The following is a 15,198-nucleotide window of genomic DNA, read 5'->3' as shown; positions in this document are numbered from 1 at the left end:
ATCAAAACCCCTCCCCAMCCCCTCCCCACAAGGGGGAGGGACTTAACCTGCGGCTCGTGCTGCATTCAATTTTGAACGCAGAGCGTGCGGCTAGCCTTAGCCCCTCCCCCTTGTGGGGAGGGGTTGGGGAGGGGACTTTTTCCTTCGCCATCATCTCAATTCTCCAAAACCGGCAAAATGCCTGTCGAAACCGAGCTGTTCAGCGCCCCCGTCGCCACCAGTTCGGCGGCGGCGGCGAGATCCCTGGCCATGTAACGATCACTATCGAGGCTCGGCACCTTGGCGCGGATCGCGGCAATCGCCTTGCCAAGCTCCGGGCTCGTCGACAGCGGTGCGCGCAGCTCTACGCCTTGGGCGGCGGTCAGCGCCTCGATGCCGATGATGGCGAACAGGTTTTCGGTCATGCCGAGCAGGCGGCGGGCACCGTGGCAGGCCATGGAGACATGGTCTTCCTGGTTGGCCGAGGTCGGCGTCGAATCGACCGAGGCCGGGTGCGACATCTGCTTGTTCTCCGACATCAGCGCCGCCGAGGTGACTTCGGCGATCATCAGCCCGGAGTTCAGGCCCGGCTTCTTGGCGAGGAAGGCCGGCAGGCCGTAGGAGAGGGTGGGATCGACCAGCAGCGCGATGCGGCGCTGCGAGATCGCGCCGATTTCGCAGACGGCGAGCGCGATCTGGTCGGCGGCGAAGGCCACGGGTTCGGCGTGGAAATTGCCGCCTGAGACGACGGAATTGTCCGAGAGCACCAGCGGATTGTCGGTGACCGCATTGGCTTCGATTTCGAGTGTGCGGGCGACCGAGCGCAACAGATCGAGGCAGGCGCCGTCGACCTGCGGTTGGCAGCGGATGCAATAGGGGTCCTGCACCCGCTCGTCGCCCTCGATATGGCTCTGGCGGATGACCGATCGTTCCAGCAGGCCGCGAAGCGCGGATGCCGTGTCGATCTGGCCCTTATGGCCGCGCAGCGTGTGAATGTCCGGATGGAAGGGCGCCGAAGAACCCATGGCGGCATCGGTGGACATGGCGCCGGTGATGAGGGCGGCCTGGGCGGCGCGATGGGCGCGGAAGAGGCCGGCAAGCGCTAAGGCCGTCGATGTCTGGGTGCCGTTGATCAGCGCCAGGCCTTCCTTGGCGGCGAGCACGACCGGTTTCAGCCCCGCTCTTTCCAGAGCTTCGGCGCCGGAGAGGCGTTCGCCGGCGAAGAAGGCTTCGGCCTCGCCCATCATCACGGCGGCCATATGGGCGAGCGGCGCAAGATCGCCTGAGGCGCCGACCGAGCCCTTTTCCGGAATCAGCGGGATGACGCCTTTCTCAAGCATGCCTTCGATCAGCCGTACCAGTTCCAGCCGCACGCCGGAGGCGCCGCGCCCGAGCGAGACCAGCTTCAGCGCCATGATCAGCCGCACGATATTTTCGGGCAGCGGCGCGCCGACGCCGCAGCAATGCGACAGGATGAGATTGCGCTGCAGGGTGGCGACGTCGGCGCTGTCGATCTTGATCGAGGCGAGTTTGCCGAAGCCGGTATTGATGCCATAGACCGGCGCGTTGCCGGCGGCGATCTCGGCGATGCGGGCGGCAGCCTTGTTTATGCCGGCATCGAAGGCGGGATCGAGCCTTGCCGGCTCGCCGGTCCAGTAGATGATTTCCAAATCCTTGAGCGAGACGGAGCCCGGGTGGAGCGTGATGGTCATCGGCCGTTCCTTTCGCCCTTGAAGACGCGTGCGTGAAGTGGATTGAAGCCGATGCGGTAGACGAGCTCGGCGAGGCTTTCGACATTCCAGACCGCGAGATCTGCGGATTTTCCGGCTTCGAGCGTTCCGGTCTTGCCAAGCAGACCGAGCGCGCGGGCGCCTTCGCGGGTGGCGCCGGCGATGCATTCCTCAACGGTCAGACCGAACAGCGTTGCCGACATGTTCATGGTCAGCAGCATCGAGGTGAGCGGCGAGGTGCCGGGATTGCAATCGGTGGCAATCGCCATCGGCACACCAGCCTGGCGCAGCGCCTCCACCGGCGGCTTCTGCTTTTCATGGATGGCGTAGAAGGCGCCGGGCAGGAGTACGGCGACTGTGCCGGCGGCAGCCATCGCGGCAACGCCGTCCTCGTCGAGATATTCGAGATGATCGGCCGAAAGCGCGCCGTAGGATGCGGCGAGCTTGGCGCCGCCGAGATTGGAGAGCTGTTCGGCATGCAGCTTGACCGGCAGGCCGAGCGCTTTTGCTTTGTCGAAGACGCGGGTGATCTCGGCCGTGGAAAAGGCGATGCCTTCGCAGAAGCCGTCGACGGCGTCGGCAAGGCCGAGATGATACATGTCGTCGAGTCCAGGCAGGACGACATCATCGAGATAGTCGCCGTTGCGGCCCTTGTATTCCACCGGCGTCGCATGGGCGCCGAGATAGCTGGTGGCGACACGCACCGGTCTGATATGGCCGAGAAGGCGGGCGCTCTGCAGCATCTTCACTTCGCCGGTCCGGTTCAGCCCGTAGCCGGATTTGACCTCGATCGTCGTCACGCCTTCGGCAAGCAGCGTGTCGAGACGCGGCAGAGCCTCTGCCACCAGTTCTTCGACCGACAGCGCATTGGTCGCCTTGACGGAGGAGACGATGCCGCCGCCGGCGCGCGCGATTTCTTCATAGCTCGCACCGGCAAGGCGCATTTCGAACTCGCGGGCGCGATTGCCGCCGTGAACGATATGGGTGTGACAGTCGACGAGGCCCGGAGTTACCCAGCGGCCTTCGAGATCGACGATCTCGGACCGTTCAATGGCCGAGCCCGGCAGGTCGCTTTCGCGACCGGCAAAGGTAATGCGGCCGTTTTCGACCAGGATTGCGCCCTTTTCGACGACGCCCAGCCCAGCTTTCTCAGGCGAGAGCGTGGCGAGCCGCGCATTGCGCCAAAGCACCGGCCTGATATCGGCGGATGCGGTTTCCTCTGAAAAATTGCTCCCGGTCATCGCTTTGCGCCTTTCCTTATGCCAAAACATGTATATACATAATAAGCAGGTGACAAGAGAAATTTTGCGCGCTCTTCTGGAAAAGAAAGATCGGCGGCGCGGCAAGAGGAGAGGGAAGGCCATGACCACACTTCACGCAGAGACGGCGCTGACCCCGCAAGGCTGGCGGAAGGACGTGCGGCTGACGCTGGAATCCGGGCGCATCGCGCGGGTGGAAAGCGGTGTTTCCCCCGCCTCCGGCGACGAGCGCCACGCTCTCCTCCTTCCCGCCATGGGCAACCTGCACAGCCATGCCTTCCAGCGGGCGATGGCCGGCCTTGCCGAAGTGCGCGGCCCCGCCAATGACAGCTTCTGGAGCTGGCGCATGGTCATGTACAAGTTCGCCCTGGCGATGACGCCCGATCATGTCGAGGCGGTCGCGGCGAAGCTCTATGCGGAAATGCTCGAGGCAGGTTTTTCCCGCGTCGGGGAGTTCCACTATCTCCATCATGACAGAGACGGCGGCGCTTATGCTAATATCGCCGAGCTTGCCGAACGCATCGGCGCGGCAAGCGATATGACGGGCATCGGCCTGACGCTGCTGCCGGTCTTCTATGCCCATTCCGGCTTCGGCGGTGCCGCGCCGATCGACGGCCAGCGGCGCTTCATCAATTCGCTGGAAAGCTTCGAAAGGCTGATGGAGGGATGCCGGGCGGTGACCGGCCGGCTCGACGGCGCCGAGCTCGGGCTTGCGCCGCACAGCCTGCGCGCCGCAACGCCGGGGGAATTGGCAAGGCTCGTGCCGATGGCGGGTGATGGCCCGATCCATATCCATGTCGCCGAGCAGGTGAAGGAGGTCGAGGACTGCATCGCCTGGTCCGGGGCGCGGCCTGTGGAATGGCTGCTCGATCATGCACCTGTCGATCAGCGCTGGTGCCTGATCCATGCGACGCACATGACCGAAGACGAGACGCGGCGAATGGCAAAGAGCGGGGCGATTGCCGGCCTCTGCCCGATCACCGAAGCCAATCTCGGCGACGGCGCCTTTGCGGCGCCGCTTTTTCTGGAAGAGGGCGGGCGTTACGGCATCGGTTCGGATTCCAACGTGCTGATCTCCGTGCCGGAGGAACTGCGTCAGCTCGAATATTCGCAGCGCCTGGCGCTGCACGCCCGCAATGTCGTCGCAGCTCCCGGTGGCTCGACGGCGCTTTCGTTGTTCATAAACGCTCTTGCCGGCGGCGGCGCCGCGCTGAAAGCGCCGGCGGGCCTTACCGAGGGCCATCACGCCGATATCGTTTCGCTCGATACCACGGCCGTTCCCTATCTCTCGGGCGACCAGATCCTCGATCACTGGCTGTTTGCGGGCGGGGTTTCCGTCGATTGCGTCTGGACGCGGGGCCACAAACGGGTGGCGGGCGGGCGCCATATCGAGCGTGACGCGATCGACCGGCGTTTCCTTGCCGCGATGGGCGAATTGCTGGCTGCCTGAAAAAGCGCTTTTCCTTTCAAGGCATTCGATCTAGAGCGGGAGACCAACCGGAGCGTGGCGATGAATCAAAGCAGGGACCCCACCTTGCATCAGCGCATCCTCAGCGAGATCGAGGGCCGTATCGTCTCGGGCGAATGGCCGCCGGGGCACCGCATTCCCTTCGAGGTCGATCTCGCCACGCAATATGATTGCTCGCGCATGACGGTGAACAAGGTGCTGACCCAACTCGCCAAGGCGGGCCTGATCGAGCGCCGCAAGAAATCCGGCAGCTTCGTCACCCAGCCGCAGGCGCAGTCGGCCGTTCTCGAAATCCACGACATCAAAGCCGAAGTGCAGTCGCTGAACCTGCCTTATTCCTATGCGGTTTCGAAGAAGGCGAGCCGAAAGGCCAAGGCGGAAGACAGAAGCCGCCTGGAATTGCCGATCGCTTCCTCGGTCGTCGAGGTCGTCTGCATCCACAATGCCGGGGCGCGGCCCTTCTGCCTGGAGGAGCGGCTGATCAGCTTGGCGACCGTGCCGGAAGCTGCCGATACCGATTTCCTGGCGATGGCGCCAGGCCCCTGGCTGCTTAACCAGGTGCCGTGGAGCACCGCCGAACACCGTATCCACGCCGTCTCCGCGACAGCCGAGGTGGCGGCGGCCCTGGATATCGCCCGAAACACCGCCTGCCTCGTCGTCGAGCGCCGCACCTGGAGCGGCGCCGGCCCGGTGACGCATGTGCGCTTTACCTATCCGGGCGATCGTCATGCGCTGGTGGCGCGTTTCACGCCGGCATCGCAATAGGTTCCATATACAAGATAGCTGGTGTTTTACTCTTCGAACATCTTGCCGCTGCGGGCTTCGAGCCGGTAGCGATAGCCGGGATAGACGAGGCGGGCGGTCGAGACGATCTGCCTTGCCGACCATGTGCGCCGGCGGATGGTGAGGCAGGGTTCGGTCTTCAGGATGGTCAGCAGCTTGCATTCCCATTCCTGCGGCATCGCCGCCTCGACGACGTGTTCGGAGCCGCTGAGCGGGGCCGCGGCCGTCAGATAGGCGTTCGGCGTCAGCGTCGTGAAGTCCTGGTCGAGATATTCGGGAGCGGCTTCCGGATGGACGAAACGGTCCTCGATCTGCACCGGAACGCCGTTTTCGCTGTGGACGATCAGCGAGTGGAAGACCGCCGCGCCGATCGGCAGTTCGAGCGCGTCGGCGATCTCGGGGGAGGCCGTTTCCTGGGCGAGGACGACGACGGAAGCCTCATGGACATGGCCGCGTTCGGCAATTTCCTCGGCAATGTTGCGCACTTCGAACAGCGCCGAATAGCCCTTGCGCTCGGCGACGAAGGAGCCGACGCCCTGGATGCGGATGAGTTCGCCTTCGTTGGCGAGTTCGCGCAGTGCCCGGTTGGCGGTCATCTTGCTGACGCCGAGTTCGACGACAAGCTCGTTTTCCGACGGCACGCGGTATTTCGGCGGCCATTCGCCGCTGTGGATGCGGTCGAGGATCACCTGCTTGACGCCGGCATAGAGCGGGGTGCTGTCATTTCCCGCCAGTTCCCGCTTCATCTCCCCGGAACGCTTCATTGCCTATTCCTTTTGCGCGCATAAACCGACTTTCCTCTTGCATATCACAAAATATCTCATATGGTACCATATACAACATCCCAATCGGTCCTCGAAACAGAAAAAGGACGGAAAGGGCAAGCCGGCGAAGATCGGCCCCTGGTGCCGCAAGGTCAGTTTCAATCTCAGAGGAGAATTCATCTATGAAATTCAGCACGATCCTGTTTTGCGGCGTCGCCGCTCTTTCCGCCGTCGCAGCGCCCGCCTTCGCCAAGGACTGGACGAAGGCGACCATCACGCTCGAAGGCGCCTATGCGCCGTGGAACCTCACCAATGCCGACGGCACGCTCGGCGGCTTCGAGCCGGAGCTTGCCAAGGTTCTGTGCGAACGCGCCAAGATCGAATGCACGCTGGTTGCCTCCGACTGGGACGGCATGATCCCGGCGCTCAATGCCGGCAAGTTCGATGTCATCATGGATGCGCTTTCCATCACCGAAGAGCGCAAGCAGGTGATCGGCTTCACCATTCCCTATGCCGCGACCCCTGCCGCCTTCGCCACCGCCAAGGACAGCCCGCTGGCGAAGGCCGCCGGCACCGGCGCCACGATCAAGATGACGCCCGGCCAGACCGGCGTGAAGGAAATCGAAGCGCTGAAGGAAGCCTTCAAGGGCAAGACGATCGGCATCCAGGCGGCGACCGTCTACGCCAAGTTCGTCTATGACAATTTCGGCGATATCGCAGAGATCCGCGAATACAAGACCGGCGCCGACCGCGACCTCGACCTGCAGAACGGCCGCATCGACCTCGGCTTCGATGACGCCGTCTATTTCGCCAACGCGTTTAAGACCGCCAACGACACGCTTGATTTCACCGGTCCGGAAATCGTCGGCTCGATCTGGGGCGAGGGCAAAGGCCTCGGCGTCCGCCAGGCCGATACCGACCTGCGTGACAAGTTCAACGAGGCGATCAAATCAGCCCTTGCCGACGGCACGGTCAAGAACCTGTCGATGAAGTGGTTCAAGGTCGACGTCAGCCCGCAGCAATAAGCGTTTCGGCCTTTCGGCCGCAAATACCTGTCTCCGGCTTTATCGCCGGAGACGGCATGTTATTGTCACGCAAAACACTGCCACGGACGGGGAACGGACGATATGGCAAGCTTGGAACTGCTCGGCTTCGGCTCGACCGGATGGGGCGCGCTGCTCATTGCCGCCGCCTTGATGACGCTGGCCGTCACCGCGACGGCGCTTGCCATCGGCGCGGTGCTCGGCGCGATCGTCGCGGCGGCAAAACTCTCCGGCAATCTTGTTCTCGTCACGCTCGGCAACGTCTATACGACCGTGTTTCGCGGCGTGCCCGAGCTGCTGATCATCTATCTGATCTATTTCGGCGGCTCTTCGGCCGTCACCTCGATCGGCAAGGCGATGGGTTATGAAGGCTTCCTCGGCCTGCCCTCCTTCATCGCCGGTGCCCTTGCCGTTGGCATCATCTCCGGCTCCTATCAGGCGGAAGTGTTCCGCGGCGCCTTCCTCGCCATCTCGAAGGGCGAGCTCGAAGCGGCATCGGCGATCGGCATGCATCGCAGCCTGCGTTTTCGCCGTATCATCATGCCGCAGGTGCTTCGCCTCGCCATTCCCGGTCTCGGCAATGTCTGGCAGCTCAGCCTCAAGGATTCGGCGCTGATCTCCGTCACCGGCCTTGCCGAACTGATGCGCACCAGCCAGGTGGCGGCGGGATCGACCCGGCAATATTTCCTGTTCTACATCGCCGGCGGCTGCCTCTATCTGATCCTGACCAGCCTTTCGGACCGCGTCTTCAACGGCGCCGAACGCCGCGCCAATCGCAGCATGCCGGCCTCGGCCATGGGCCAGGCGTAAGGAGACGACGATGGATTTCACCTTCATCGCCTCGACTATGGTGACGCTGCTCAAGGCCGTGCCGACGACGCTCATCCTGTTTTCGCTGTCCATTCTCTGCGGCGGCCTGCTGGCACTCGTCATTGTCTGGATGCGGGTCAGCGGCAACCCGGTGCTTTCGGGCTTCGCCAAGGGCTATATCTTCGTCTTTCGCGGCTCACCGCTGCTGATCCAGATGTTCCTGGTGTTCTATGGCCTCGGCCAGTTCGGCTTCATCCGCTATTCCTTCCTCTGGCCATTCCTGCGCGAGCCGATGGTCTGCGCCATCCTGTCGCTGGCGCTCTGCACGGCCGGCTACACGGCGGAGATTTTCCGCGGCGGCATCCGTGCCGTTTCCCCGAAGGAGATCGAGGCGGCGCGCTCGATCGGCATGTCCGGCTTCCTGCTGGTGCGCCGCATCCTGGCGCCGATCGCCTTCCGCCATGCGCTGCCGGCCTATTCCACCGAGATCGTGCTGATGATGAAATCGACGGCGCTCGCAAGCCTCGTCACCGTCTGGGAGGTCACGGGTGTTGCCCAACGGCTGATCTCGCAGACCTACCGAACGATGGAAGTCTTCCTCTGCGCGGCGATCATCTATCTCGTTTTGAACTTCATCATCCTGCAGGGCATGGCCCTGCTCGAATATTCGCTCTCCCGACACCGCCGCGCGATCCCGCAGGCGCTGAAGGCTTGAACCTGATTAAACGCGATTGGAGCTTCCATGCCAGGCGTTACCCGACTTTCGGTCCGCAATATCCGCAAGAGCTTCGGCACGCATGAAGTCTTGCGCGGCATTTCTCTCGATGCTGAGGACGGCGACGTGATTTCCCTGCTCGGCGCTTCCGGCTCCGGCAAATCGACTTTCCTGCGCTGCATCAACCTGCTCGAAACCGCCAGCGACGGTGAAATCTGGGTCGACGGCGAGCATATCGAGATGGTTCACAAGAACGGCAAGACAAAGCCGGCGAGCCAGAAGCAAGTGGATCATATCCGCTCAGAACTCGGCATGGTGTTCCAGTCCTTCAATCTCTGGTCCCACATGACCATCCTGCAGAATGTCATCGAGGGACCCATCCATGTGCTGAAGCGGCCGCGCGCCGAATGCATCGCCGAGGCCGAGGCGCTGCTCGAAAAGGTCGGCATCGCAGACAAGCGCCACGCCTATCCCGCCCATCTCTCCGGCGGCCAGCAGCAGCGCGCCGCAATTGCTCGCGCGCTTGCGATGAAGCCGAAGGTCATGCTCTTCGACGAGCCGACCTCGGCGCTCGATCCGGAGCTCGTTGGCGAGGTGCTGCGCGTCATGCGCGCGCTTGCCGAGGAAGGCATGACCATGCTCGTCGTCACCCATGAGATGAGCTTTGCCCGCAACGTCTCGAACCGGGTCGTCTTCATGCGCGAAGGCCTGGTCGAAAGCAGCGGCCCGCCGGATGAGATGTTTACCGGCGGCGCGTCGCCGGCCTTCCGTCAGTTCATCGGCCATTTCGGAACAGGTCAATGACGATCACGATCGATAAAGTGCTGACCTGGCGCGACGTTGCGCGCGTCGGGGCAGGGGAGGCGCTTGCGCTGTCGCCGGCCGCCTGGGCGCGGGTCGAGCAGGCAAGCCGTATCGTCGCCAGCATCGTTGAAACAGGCGTGCGCGCCTATGGCGTCAACACCGGCGTCGGGGCGCTCGCCGATACCGTGGTCGACCGCGCTTCGCAGAGCCTGTTGTCGCGCAGCATCGTGCTGAGCCACGCCTGCGGCGTCGGGCCGTTGCTTGCTGCCCGCGAAGTGCGAGCCATCATCGCCGCTCAGATCGCCAATTTCGCCCATGGCCATTCCGGCGTGCGGCGCGGGATCGTCGAGCATCTCACAGTCCTGCTGGCGCATGATTGCATTCCCGACGTCCCGTCGAAAGGTTCGGCCGGTTATCTCACCCACAATGCCCATACCGCGCTCGTGCTGATCGGCGAGGGCAGTGCGACGCTCGGCGGCCAACGCATGAACGGCCGCGAAGCACTTGCGGCGATCGGCCTTGAACCGCTGGTGCTCGGCGCCAAGGAGGGTTTGAGCCTCGTCAACGGCACGGCCTGCGCCACCGGCTTGATGGCTGTCGCGCTTTCCCGGGCCGAACGGCTGCTCGATTGGGCCGATGCCATCGCGGCGCTGACGCTGGAAGCGGCAGGCTGCCAGATCGCCGCCTTCGACGAGGCCGTGCTGGCGCTGCGCCCATCGGCGGGAATAGAGAAAGTCGGAGCCGCGCTCCGTGCGCGCCTCCAAAATAGCGGCCTTGTCGCCGCCGCGCGCGGCCGGCGCACCCAGGATGCGCTGAGCCTGCGCTCGGTGCCGCATGCCCATGGCGCCGCCCGCGACGTTTTCGACAATTCCACCCGCGTAGCCGATCAGGAACTGGCTTCGGTAACGGACAATCCGGCCGTCTCAGGCACGCCGGAGCAGCCGATCGTCTCCTCCGAGGCCCATGCGGTCGCCCCGGCGCTCGGGCAGGCGGCCGATAGTCTTGCGATTGCGCTGGCGCAGATCGGCGCGATCAGCGAAAGGCGCATGGACCGGCTGGTCAATCCGCTGGTGAGCGGCCTGCCGCCCTTCCTGGCAAGCGACGCCGGCAGCCATTCCGGCTTCATGATCGCGCAATATACCGCAGCGGCGCTGAGCAACGAGAACCGCCGCCTTGCCGCACCCGCGGCGATGGATGGCGGGCTGACTTCCGGCCTGCAGGAAGATTTCCTCGCGCATCCGACGGCTGCCGCCGGCAAGCTGCTCGCCATCATCGACAATGCCGAATATATTCTGGCGATCGAGCTGATGGCTGCTGCCCAGGCGCATGATTTCCTGGCGAAGACGGCGCCACGGGCGGCAGGCACGGACCTCGTCCATAAGGCCGTGCGGCAGCATGTTTCCCATTATGGCGACGAGCGGCCGCTCAACGGCGATATCGAGGCCGTGCGCGGCCTGATCCGCGATACCGCGCCGCCGCCAGTCAGCTGAGACCTGGGGTGGCGGTCAGAACGGTTTGCTGGTTTCGGAATCCTGCTTGGGTTTTCCGCCGACCTCCAGCCGCTTGAGGCACTGGACGAAGGTCGGATAGAGCTGGTCTACCCGCGAGAGCGGAAGCGTCCAGTCGCCTTCGTCGCCGGCAAAGGTCAACTGCACGTCAGGCGTTCCGGCAAAGGAATTCTTGATGATCTTCTTCAGTCCGGCGCTTCCCTTGCTGCCGAGAGGCCAGAGGCGCAGCGTGTTCTTATCGAAAAATTCGGCCGCGACCACCTTCGTCACCTGGCGATCGGTCAGCGTCACCTCGGTTTTCGTATCGGCGGGAATGTCCCAGGTGTTCTTCGCGACCAGCCAAAAGGTCTCGGTCGCACTCTGGCGGAATTCCATGGTCTTGCCGATCTCGCTGTCCCAGCGCAAGCGGCAATAGGGCTGCGGGGCTTCGTTGGCAAAGCCGACCGACCATTGTCTCGCGCCGCCCATCCATTCGGTCTCGCCAAGGGCTGCGACCGGCTGCAGGACGGATGCCATCAGAACCATCGGGGTCAGAATTTTCATCGCCGAAACCATCTCCAGGACAATCGCTCCAGCCATAACAAAAGAAGGTTGAGCTTTTGCTACCGGGCATTCCGATATCGCCGGTGACAGCCCCCGGGGTTGTTCTTGAATGTCGCAAGGTCTTGAATTTGCGGCTCACCTTGCCGATCTGGCGATGAAGGACATGGTGCGAAGGGAGTTCGACAGTAGGCATGAGCGAGGTTCAACGACGCGGATTCTTGGCGAGGCTCACCGCATACGAGCCGCTGACGCTGATCACGCTGGCATCGGTCGCGGGCGGGCTGTTCGTGCTGCAGCGGCTGACGAGCGAGGTTCTCGAGGGCGAGACCTTTGGTTTCGACAAGGCCATCCTGCTGGCGCTCAGACAACAGGGCGATCTTGCCGTGCCGATCGGTCCGGCCTGGCTGACGCATGCGATGGACGACATCACCAGCCTCGGCGGCGTCACTGTACTCACGCTGATGACGGTTCTCATCACCGTCTATCTTCTGCTCGACCGGCGCTGGCAGATCGCGATCTTCGTCTTTTCCTCGGTGTTGACAGGCTGGCTCGCGAGCACGCTCCTGAAGATCCTCGTCGCGCGCCCGCGCCCGGATATCGTGCCGCATCTCGTCGAGGTGAGCGATCTCAGCTTTCCCTCAGGGCACGCCATGGTCTCGGCGGTGACCTACCTGACGCTCGGCGCGCTCGTGGCGCGCACGCAGCGCTACCGCTCGACGCGGATCTTCGTCATGGGCGCCGGCGTTTTTCTGGCCGTCCTCATCGGGCTCAGCCGAATCTATCTCGGGGTTCACTATCCGACTGACGTTTTCGCCGGGTGGTGCGCCGGAGCGCTGTGGGGGCTCGGCTGCTGGCTGATCTCGAAACGGTTCGTCCCAAGCCGCGTTCCCGAGGCTGCGGCCGAAGCCGAAAATGATGACGGCAGGTAGCGTCTCCAGACGCAGTTGAGCGTGGCGCCCTGTGCTTAGGGCGCCACAAGTGCCTGAGCGCTTAGGTGCGCGGCTTCAGATTTTCCGGGTCATAGATCGGCTTGTAGCCGACGCCGACCACTTCCACCGGATAGGTCTCGGCAAAGTACTCGATATTCAGCTTGCGCCCGACCTGGCAATGTGACCAGGGCAGGTAAGCCAAGGCAATGTTCTTGCCGACCGTCGGGCCGTAAGCGATCGAGGTCGTGTAGGACCGGCGGCCGAGTTCGTCGACCAGAACCTCTCCCGTGGCGGGATCGATAACCGGCAGGTTGCCGAGGGGATAACGCTTCACGCCCGATTTGTCCGTATTTTCGGTCATTACGAGCGTGCAGAGCATGGCCGGCTGGTGCTCGCGCGCCTTGTATTCCAGATGTTTTTCCTTGCCGCGGAAATCGGCTTCCTTGACCTTCGGACGGGCGAGATCGGCTTCGATCAGGTTGTACTGGGTCAGGAGGTCGGCGTTCTGCAGGCGCAGGCTCTTTTCCATGCGGCGTGAGTTTGCATAGGTCTCGACGCCGAAGGCCATCACACCGGTCGAACGCAGCGCATCCCAGACGGCAAGGCCGTCTTCGTACTTCATGTGCAGTTCCCAGCCCTGCTCGCCGACATAGGAAATACGGAAGGCGGTGACGGGCTTACCTGATATTTCGATCGGCTTGATCGCCGCAAAGGCGAAATTTTCCTGATCGAGCCCGGCCGGATCGGCCACGACCTTCTTCAGCGTATCGCGCGCGTTCGGACCCCAGATGCCGATCGTCACGAATTTTTCCGAGACGTCGGTGACGGTCACGTCAAGGCCGCGGTCCTGGGCGACGCGCTTCATATAATGCAGGTCGCGCGGGCCGGCATCGGCGCCGTTGACGAGGCGGCAGCGATCCGCCATGCGGAAGACGGTGAAGTCGGCGCGCACCATGCCCTCGTCGTCGAGGAAGTGGGTGTAAACGCCCTTGCCGATATTGGCATCGCCGCCGACCTTGGCGGCGCACAGCCATTCCATCAGCTCCACATGGTCAGGCCCTTCGATATCGACCATGTGGAAGTGGCTGAGATTGACGATGCCGCAATCCTCGCTCATCGCCAGATGCTCGGCATTCGACACGCGCCAGAAATGGCGGCTGTCCCATTCGTTCTCGCGAACCGGCACGCGGTCGGCGTATTTTTCCAGAAGGTGCTCGTTGGCGGCGTAGCCGTGCGCACGCTCCCAGCCGCCCAGTTCCATGAAGTAGCCGCCGAGTTCCTTTTCGCGCTCGTAGAAAGGCGAGCGCTTTGCGTTGCGTCCGGATAGATAGGGTTCGCGGGTGTGAACAGCCGGGAAATAGATCTTCTGGGCGGCTTCGAAGCAGCGGCCTTCGATGAATTCTTCCGTCAGCTGATGCGGATAGAAGCGGGCATAGTCGATGCTGTTGTGATCGATTTCGGTGCGGCCGTCGGTCATCCAGTCGGCGATCAGCTTGCCGTAGCCAGGGCCGTCCTTGACCCAGATGGCAACGCAATACCAGAGACCCCTAACCTTCTGGCTCTCGCCGCAGGATGCGCCGCCGCCGGCGGAAACCTGCAGCAGGCCGTTAAAGGAGTGGCCTTCGTTATAGCCGAGTTCGCCGAGGATCGGCGTCAGTTCCATGGCGCGCTCGAGCGGCTCGATGATCTGTTCCATCTCGAGGTCGCGCTGCGAAGGCGAAAGGCGCGCTTCATGTTTTTCGAGAAGATCGCGCGGATGGCACATGCGCGGATTGGTGGCTTCGTAATAGCCCCACTCGATCTGGCCGCCCTCGGTCGTCGACGGGTCGCCGGTATCGCGCATATAAGCGGAGTTGCCCTGGTCGCGCAGCAGCGGGAAGCCGATTTCCTTGCCGGTGCCTTCAAACTCGTTATAGGGACCGAAGAAGGTGAGCGGGTGATCGACCGGCATAACAGGCAGGTCTTCACCGACCATCTCCGCGATCAGGCGTCCCCAGAGGCCGGCGCAGACGATGACGTGGTCGGCCATGATGGTGCCGCGATGGGTGACGACGCCCTTGATACGGCCGCCTTCGACGATCAGCGACTTCGCCGGCGTGTTGCCGAAGACCTGCAGCTTGCCTGCCTTTTCGGCGGCGTCGACCAGCTTGCCGGCAACGGTCTGCGAGCGCGGAATGACGAGGCCGGCATCCGGATCGTAAAGGCCGCCCATCACCTGATCTTCCTCGATCAGCGGGAACTTCTCCTTGATCTCGGAAGGGCTGACATAATGGGCGCGCGTGCCGAAAGCGCGTGCCGAGGAAAGCTTGCGCTTGATTTCCTCCATCCAGGCGTGGTCGCCGGTGCGCGCCACTTCGAGGCCGCCGATGCGGGCGTAATGGCCCATCTTCTCGTAGAAATCGATCGAATATTGCGTGGTCCAGACCGAGAGGTAGTCGTGGCTCGTGGTGTAACAGAAATCCGAGGCATGGGCTGTAGAGCCAATATCGGTCGGTATGCCCGACTTATCGATGCCGACGATATCGTCCCATCCCCGCTCGACGAGATGGTGAGCGATGGAGGCGCCGACGATGCCGCCGAGGCCGATGATGACGACCTTTGCCTTTTCCGGAAATGCTGCCACGTGCTGTTCCTTTTACTTATCGGACGAATTAAAGATGCCTGGCCACGCGTGACTTCCGCTTTGCGCGTCAGATGCAGAGCCATGTCAGCCTCGTAAGGGTTTGTCACATTTGCCGAAGCTGCGGAACCCCTAGACCTCTCAGCATGGAAGCTGCGAAGAGGCCATTATGCATAAGGCTCACAATCGTCATTGGTCCTACGCCGTCGAGTAACGGCGTAATTGCGTCAGCCCGGATCAAAC

13 protein-coding genes are annotated in these 15,198 nt (G+C 63.1%); 8 read left to right on the top strand and 5 right to left on the bottom strand.

The genetic code is table 11. The features are described 5' to 3' along the window. Positions 1 to 155: 155 nt before the first annotated feature. Both hutH and hutI read right to left on the bottom strand, forming a co-directional pair. Positions 156 to 1,691 (bottom strand): histidine ammonia-lyase, encoded by a 1,536-nt coding sequence (gene hutH, locus QD408_RS13865; RefSeq protein WP_088683483.1) that lies wholly within the window; start codon positions 1,689 to 1,691, stop codon positions 156 to 158. Next, positions 1,688 to 2,950, bottom strand: coding sequence for an imidazolonepropionase (hutI, locus tag QD408_RS13860; protein ID WP_088683774.1), 1,263 nt, complete (start codon positions 2,948 to 2,950; stop codon positions 1,688 to 1,690). The genes hutH and hutI overlap by 4 nt, the downstream gene beginning before the upstream one ends. A 121-nt stretch (positions 2,951 to 3,071) precedes the next feature. Between hutI and QD408_RS13855 the strand changes: the two genes are divergently transcribed. Both QD408_RS13855 and hutC (QD408_RS13850) read left to right on the top strand, forming a co-directional pair. After that, positions 3,072 to 4,418 carry a formimidoylglutamate deiminase gene (locus QD408_RS13855; RefSeq protein WP_088683482.1) on the top strand — a complete coding sequence of 449 codons (1,347 nt, stop codon included), beginning with the start codon at positions 3,072 to 3,074 and terminating at the stop codon, positions 4,416 to 4,418. A 60-nt stretch (positions 4,419 to 4,478) separates the two neighbouring features. Further along, entirely contained in the window at positions 4,479 to 5,201 is a 723-nt protein-coding gene (hutC, locus tag QD408_RS13850) for a histidine utilization repressor (protein ID WP_414139682.1), read from the top strand. 26 nt (positions 5,202 to 5,227) lie between these two features. Here the strand turns inward: hutC (QD408_RS13850) and hutC (QD408_RS13845) are convergent, their stop codons facing one another. Next, positions 5,228 to 5,983: a histidine utilization repressor gene (gene hutC / locus QD408_RS13845; protein WP_414139681.1), complete on the bottom strand. Its 756-nt coding sequence runs from the start codon at positions 5,981 to 5,983 to the stop codon at positions 5,228 to 5,230. A gap of 182 nt (positions 5,984 to 6,165) precedes the next feature. Here hutC (QD408_RS13845) and QD408_RS13840 point away from each other — a divergent pair, with 182 nt between their 5' ends. The 5 genes from QD408_RS13840 to QD408_RS13820 all read left to right on the top strand — a co-directional run bounded on the left by QD408_RS13840 (position 6,166) and on the right by QD408_RS13820 (position 10,845). Then, positions 6,166 to 7,008 (top strand): transporter substrate-binding domain-containing protein, encoded by an 843-nt coding sequence (locus tag QD408_RS13840; RefSeq protein ID WP_414139680.1) that lies wholly within the window; start codon positions 6,166 to 6,168, stop codon positions 7,006 to 7,008. Between the two features lie 102 nt (positions 7,009 to 7,110). Beyond that, positions 7,111 to 7,836 carry an ABC transporter permease gene (locus QD408_RS13835; protein WP_414139679.1) on the top strand — a complete coding sequence of 242 codons (726 nt, stop codon included), beginning with the start codon at positions 7,111 to 7,113 and terminating at the stop codon, positions 7,834 to 7,836. A gap of 10 nt (positions 7,837 to 7,846) precedes the next feature. Then, positions 7,847 to 8,551 carry an ABC transporter permease gene (locus QD408_RS13830; protein WP_047613446.1) on the top strand — a complete coding sequence of 235 codons (705 nt, stop codon included), beginning with the start codon at positions 7,847 to 7,849 and terminating at the stop codon, positions 8,549 to 8,551. A 27-nt stretch (positions 8,552 to 8,578) separates the two neighbouring features. Then, positions 8,579 to 9,355 carry an ABC transporter ATP-binding protein gene (locus QD408_RS13825; protein ID WP_088683477.1) on the top strand — a complete coding sequence of 259 codons (777 nt, stop codon included), beginning with the start codon at positions 8,579 to 8,581 and terminating at the stop codon, positions 9,353 to 9,355. Further along, positions 9,352 to 10,845, top strand: coding sequence for an HAL/PAL/TAL family ammonia-lyase (locus QD408_RS13820; RefSeq protein WP_414139678.1), 1,494 nt, complete (start codon positions 9,352 to 9,354; stop codon positions 10,843 to 10,845). The genes QD408_RS13825 and QD408_RS13820 overlap by 4 nt, the downstream gene beginning before the upstream one ends. Positions 10,846 to 10,860: 15 nt before the next feature. Here QD408_RS13820 and QD408_RS13815 read toward each other — a convergent pair whose 3' ends face one another. Beyond that, complete coding sequence (locus tag QD408_RS13815) at positions 10,861 to 11,406, bottom strand: hypothetical protein (RefSeq protein WP_414139677.1); 546 nt, start codon at positions 11,404 to 11,406, stop codon at positions 10,861 to 10,863. Positions 11,407 to 11,597: 191 nt separating this feature from the next. Between QD408_RS13815 and QD408_RS13810 the strand changes: the two genes are divergently transcribed. Then, positions 11,598 to 12,335 carry a phosphatase PAP2 family protein gene (locus tag QD408_RS13810; protein WP_414139676.1) on the top strand — a complete coding sequence of 246 codons (738 nt, stop codon included), beginning with the start codon at positions 11,598 to 11,600 and terminating at the stop codon, positions 12,333 to 12,335. 61 nt (positions 12,336 to 12,396) lie between these two features. Here QD408_RS13810 and QD408_RS13805 read toward each other — a convergent pair whose 3' ends face one another. Next, the gene (locus QD408_RS13805; protein ID WP_414139675.1) at positions 12,397 to 14,958 is read right to left on the bottom strand and encodes a GcvT family protein; all 2,562 of its coding nucleotides are present in this window, start codon (positions 14,956 to 14,958) and stop codon (positions 12,397 to 12,399) included. Positions 14,959 to 15,198 lie beyond the last annotated feature (240 nt).

This window comes from Rhizobium sp. BR 249, from assembly GCF_047445895.1.
GTDB lineage: Bacteria > Pseudomonadota > Alphaproteobacteria > Rhizobiales > Rhizobiaceae > Rhizobium.
This window is presented reverse-complemented; position numbering and strand designations above follow the sequence as displayed.

Bases quoted from the DNA above. Each gene is read 5' to 3' on its own strand.
- QD408_RS13820 (WP_414139678.1), top strand. From the start codon at position 9,352: ATGACGATCACGATCGATAAAGTGCTGACCTGGCGCGACGTTGCGCGC.
- hutC (WP_414139681.1), bottom strand. From the start codon at position 5,983: ATGAAGCGTTCCGGGGAGATGAAGCGGGAACTGGCGGGAAATGACAGC.
- QD408_RS13825 (WP_088683477.1), top strand. From the start codon at position 8,579: ATGCCAGGCGTTACCCGACTTTCGGTCCGCAATATCCGCAAGAGCTTC.
- QD408_RS13840 (WP_414139680.1), top strand. From the start codon at position 6,166: ATGAAATTCAGCACGATCCTGTTTTGCGGCGTCGCCGCTCTTTCCGCC.
- QD408_RS13815 (WP_414139677.1), bottom strand. From the start codon at position 11,406: ATGAAAATTCTGACCCCGATGGTTCTGATGGCATCCGTCCTGCAGCCG.
- QD408_RS13810 (WP_414139676.1), top strand. From the start codon at position 11,598: ATGAGCGAGGTTCAACGACGCGGATTCTTGGCGAGGCTCACCGCATAC.
- hutH (WP_088683483.1), bottom strand. From the start codon at position 1,691: ATGACCATCACGCTCCACCCGGGCTCCGTCTCGCTCAAGGATTTGGAA.
- hutC (WP_414139682.1), top strand. From the start codon at position 4,479: ATGAATCAAAGCAGGGACCCCACCTTGCATCAGCGCATCCTCAGCGAG.
- QD408_RS13830 (WP_047613446.1), top strand. From the start codon at position 7,847: ATGGATTTCACCTTCATCGCCTCGACTATGGTGACGCTGCTCAAGGCC.
- QD408_RS13855 (WP_088683482.1), top strand. From the start codon at position 3,072: ATGACCACACTTCACGCAGAGACGGCGCTGACCCCGCAAGGCTGGCGG.
- QD408_RS13835 (WP_414139679.1), top strand. From the start codon at position 7,111: ATGGCAAGCTTGGAACTGCTCGGCTTCGGCTCGACCGGATGGGGCGCG.
- hutI (WP_088683774.1), bottom strand. From the start codon at position 2,950: ATGACCGGGAGCAATTTTTCAGAGGAAACCGCATCCGCCGATATCAGG.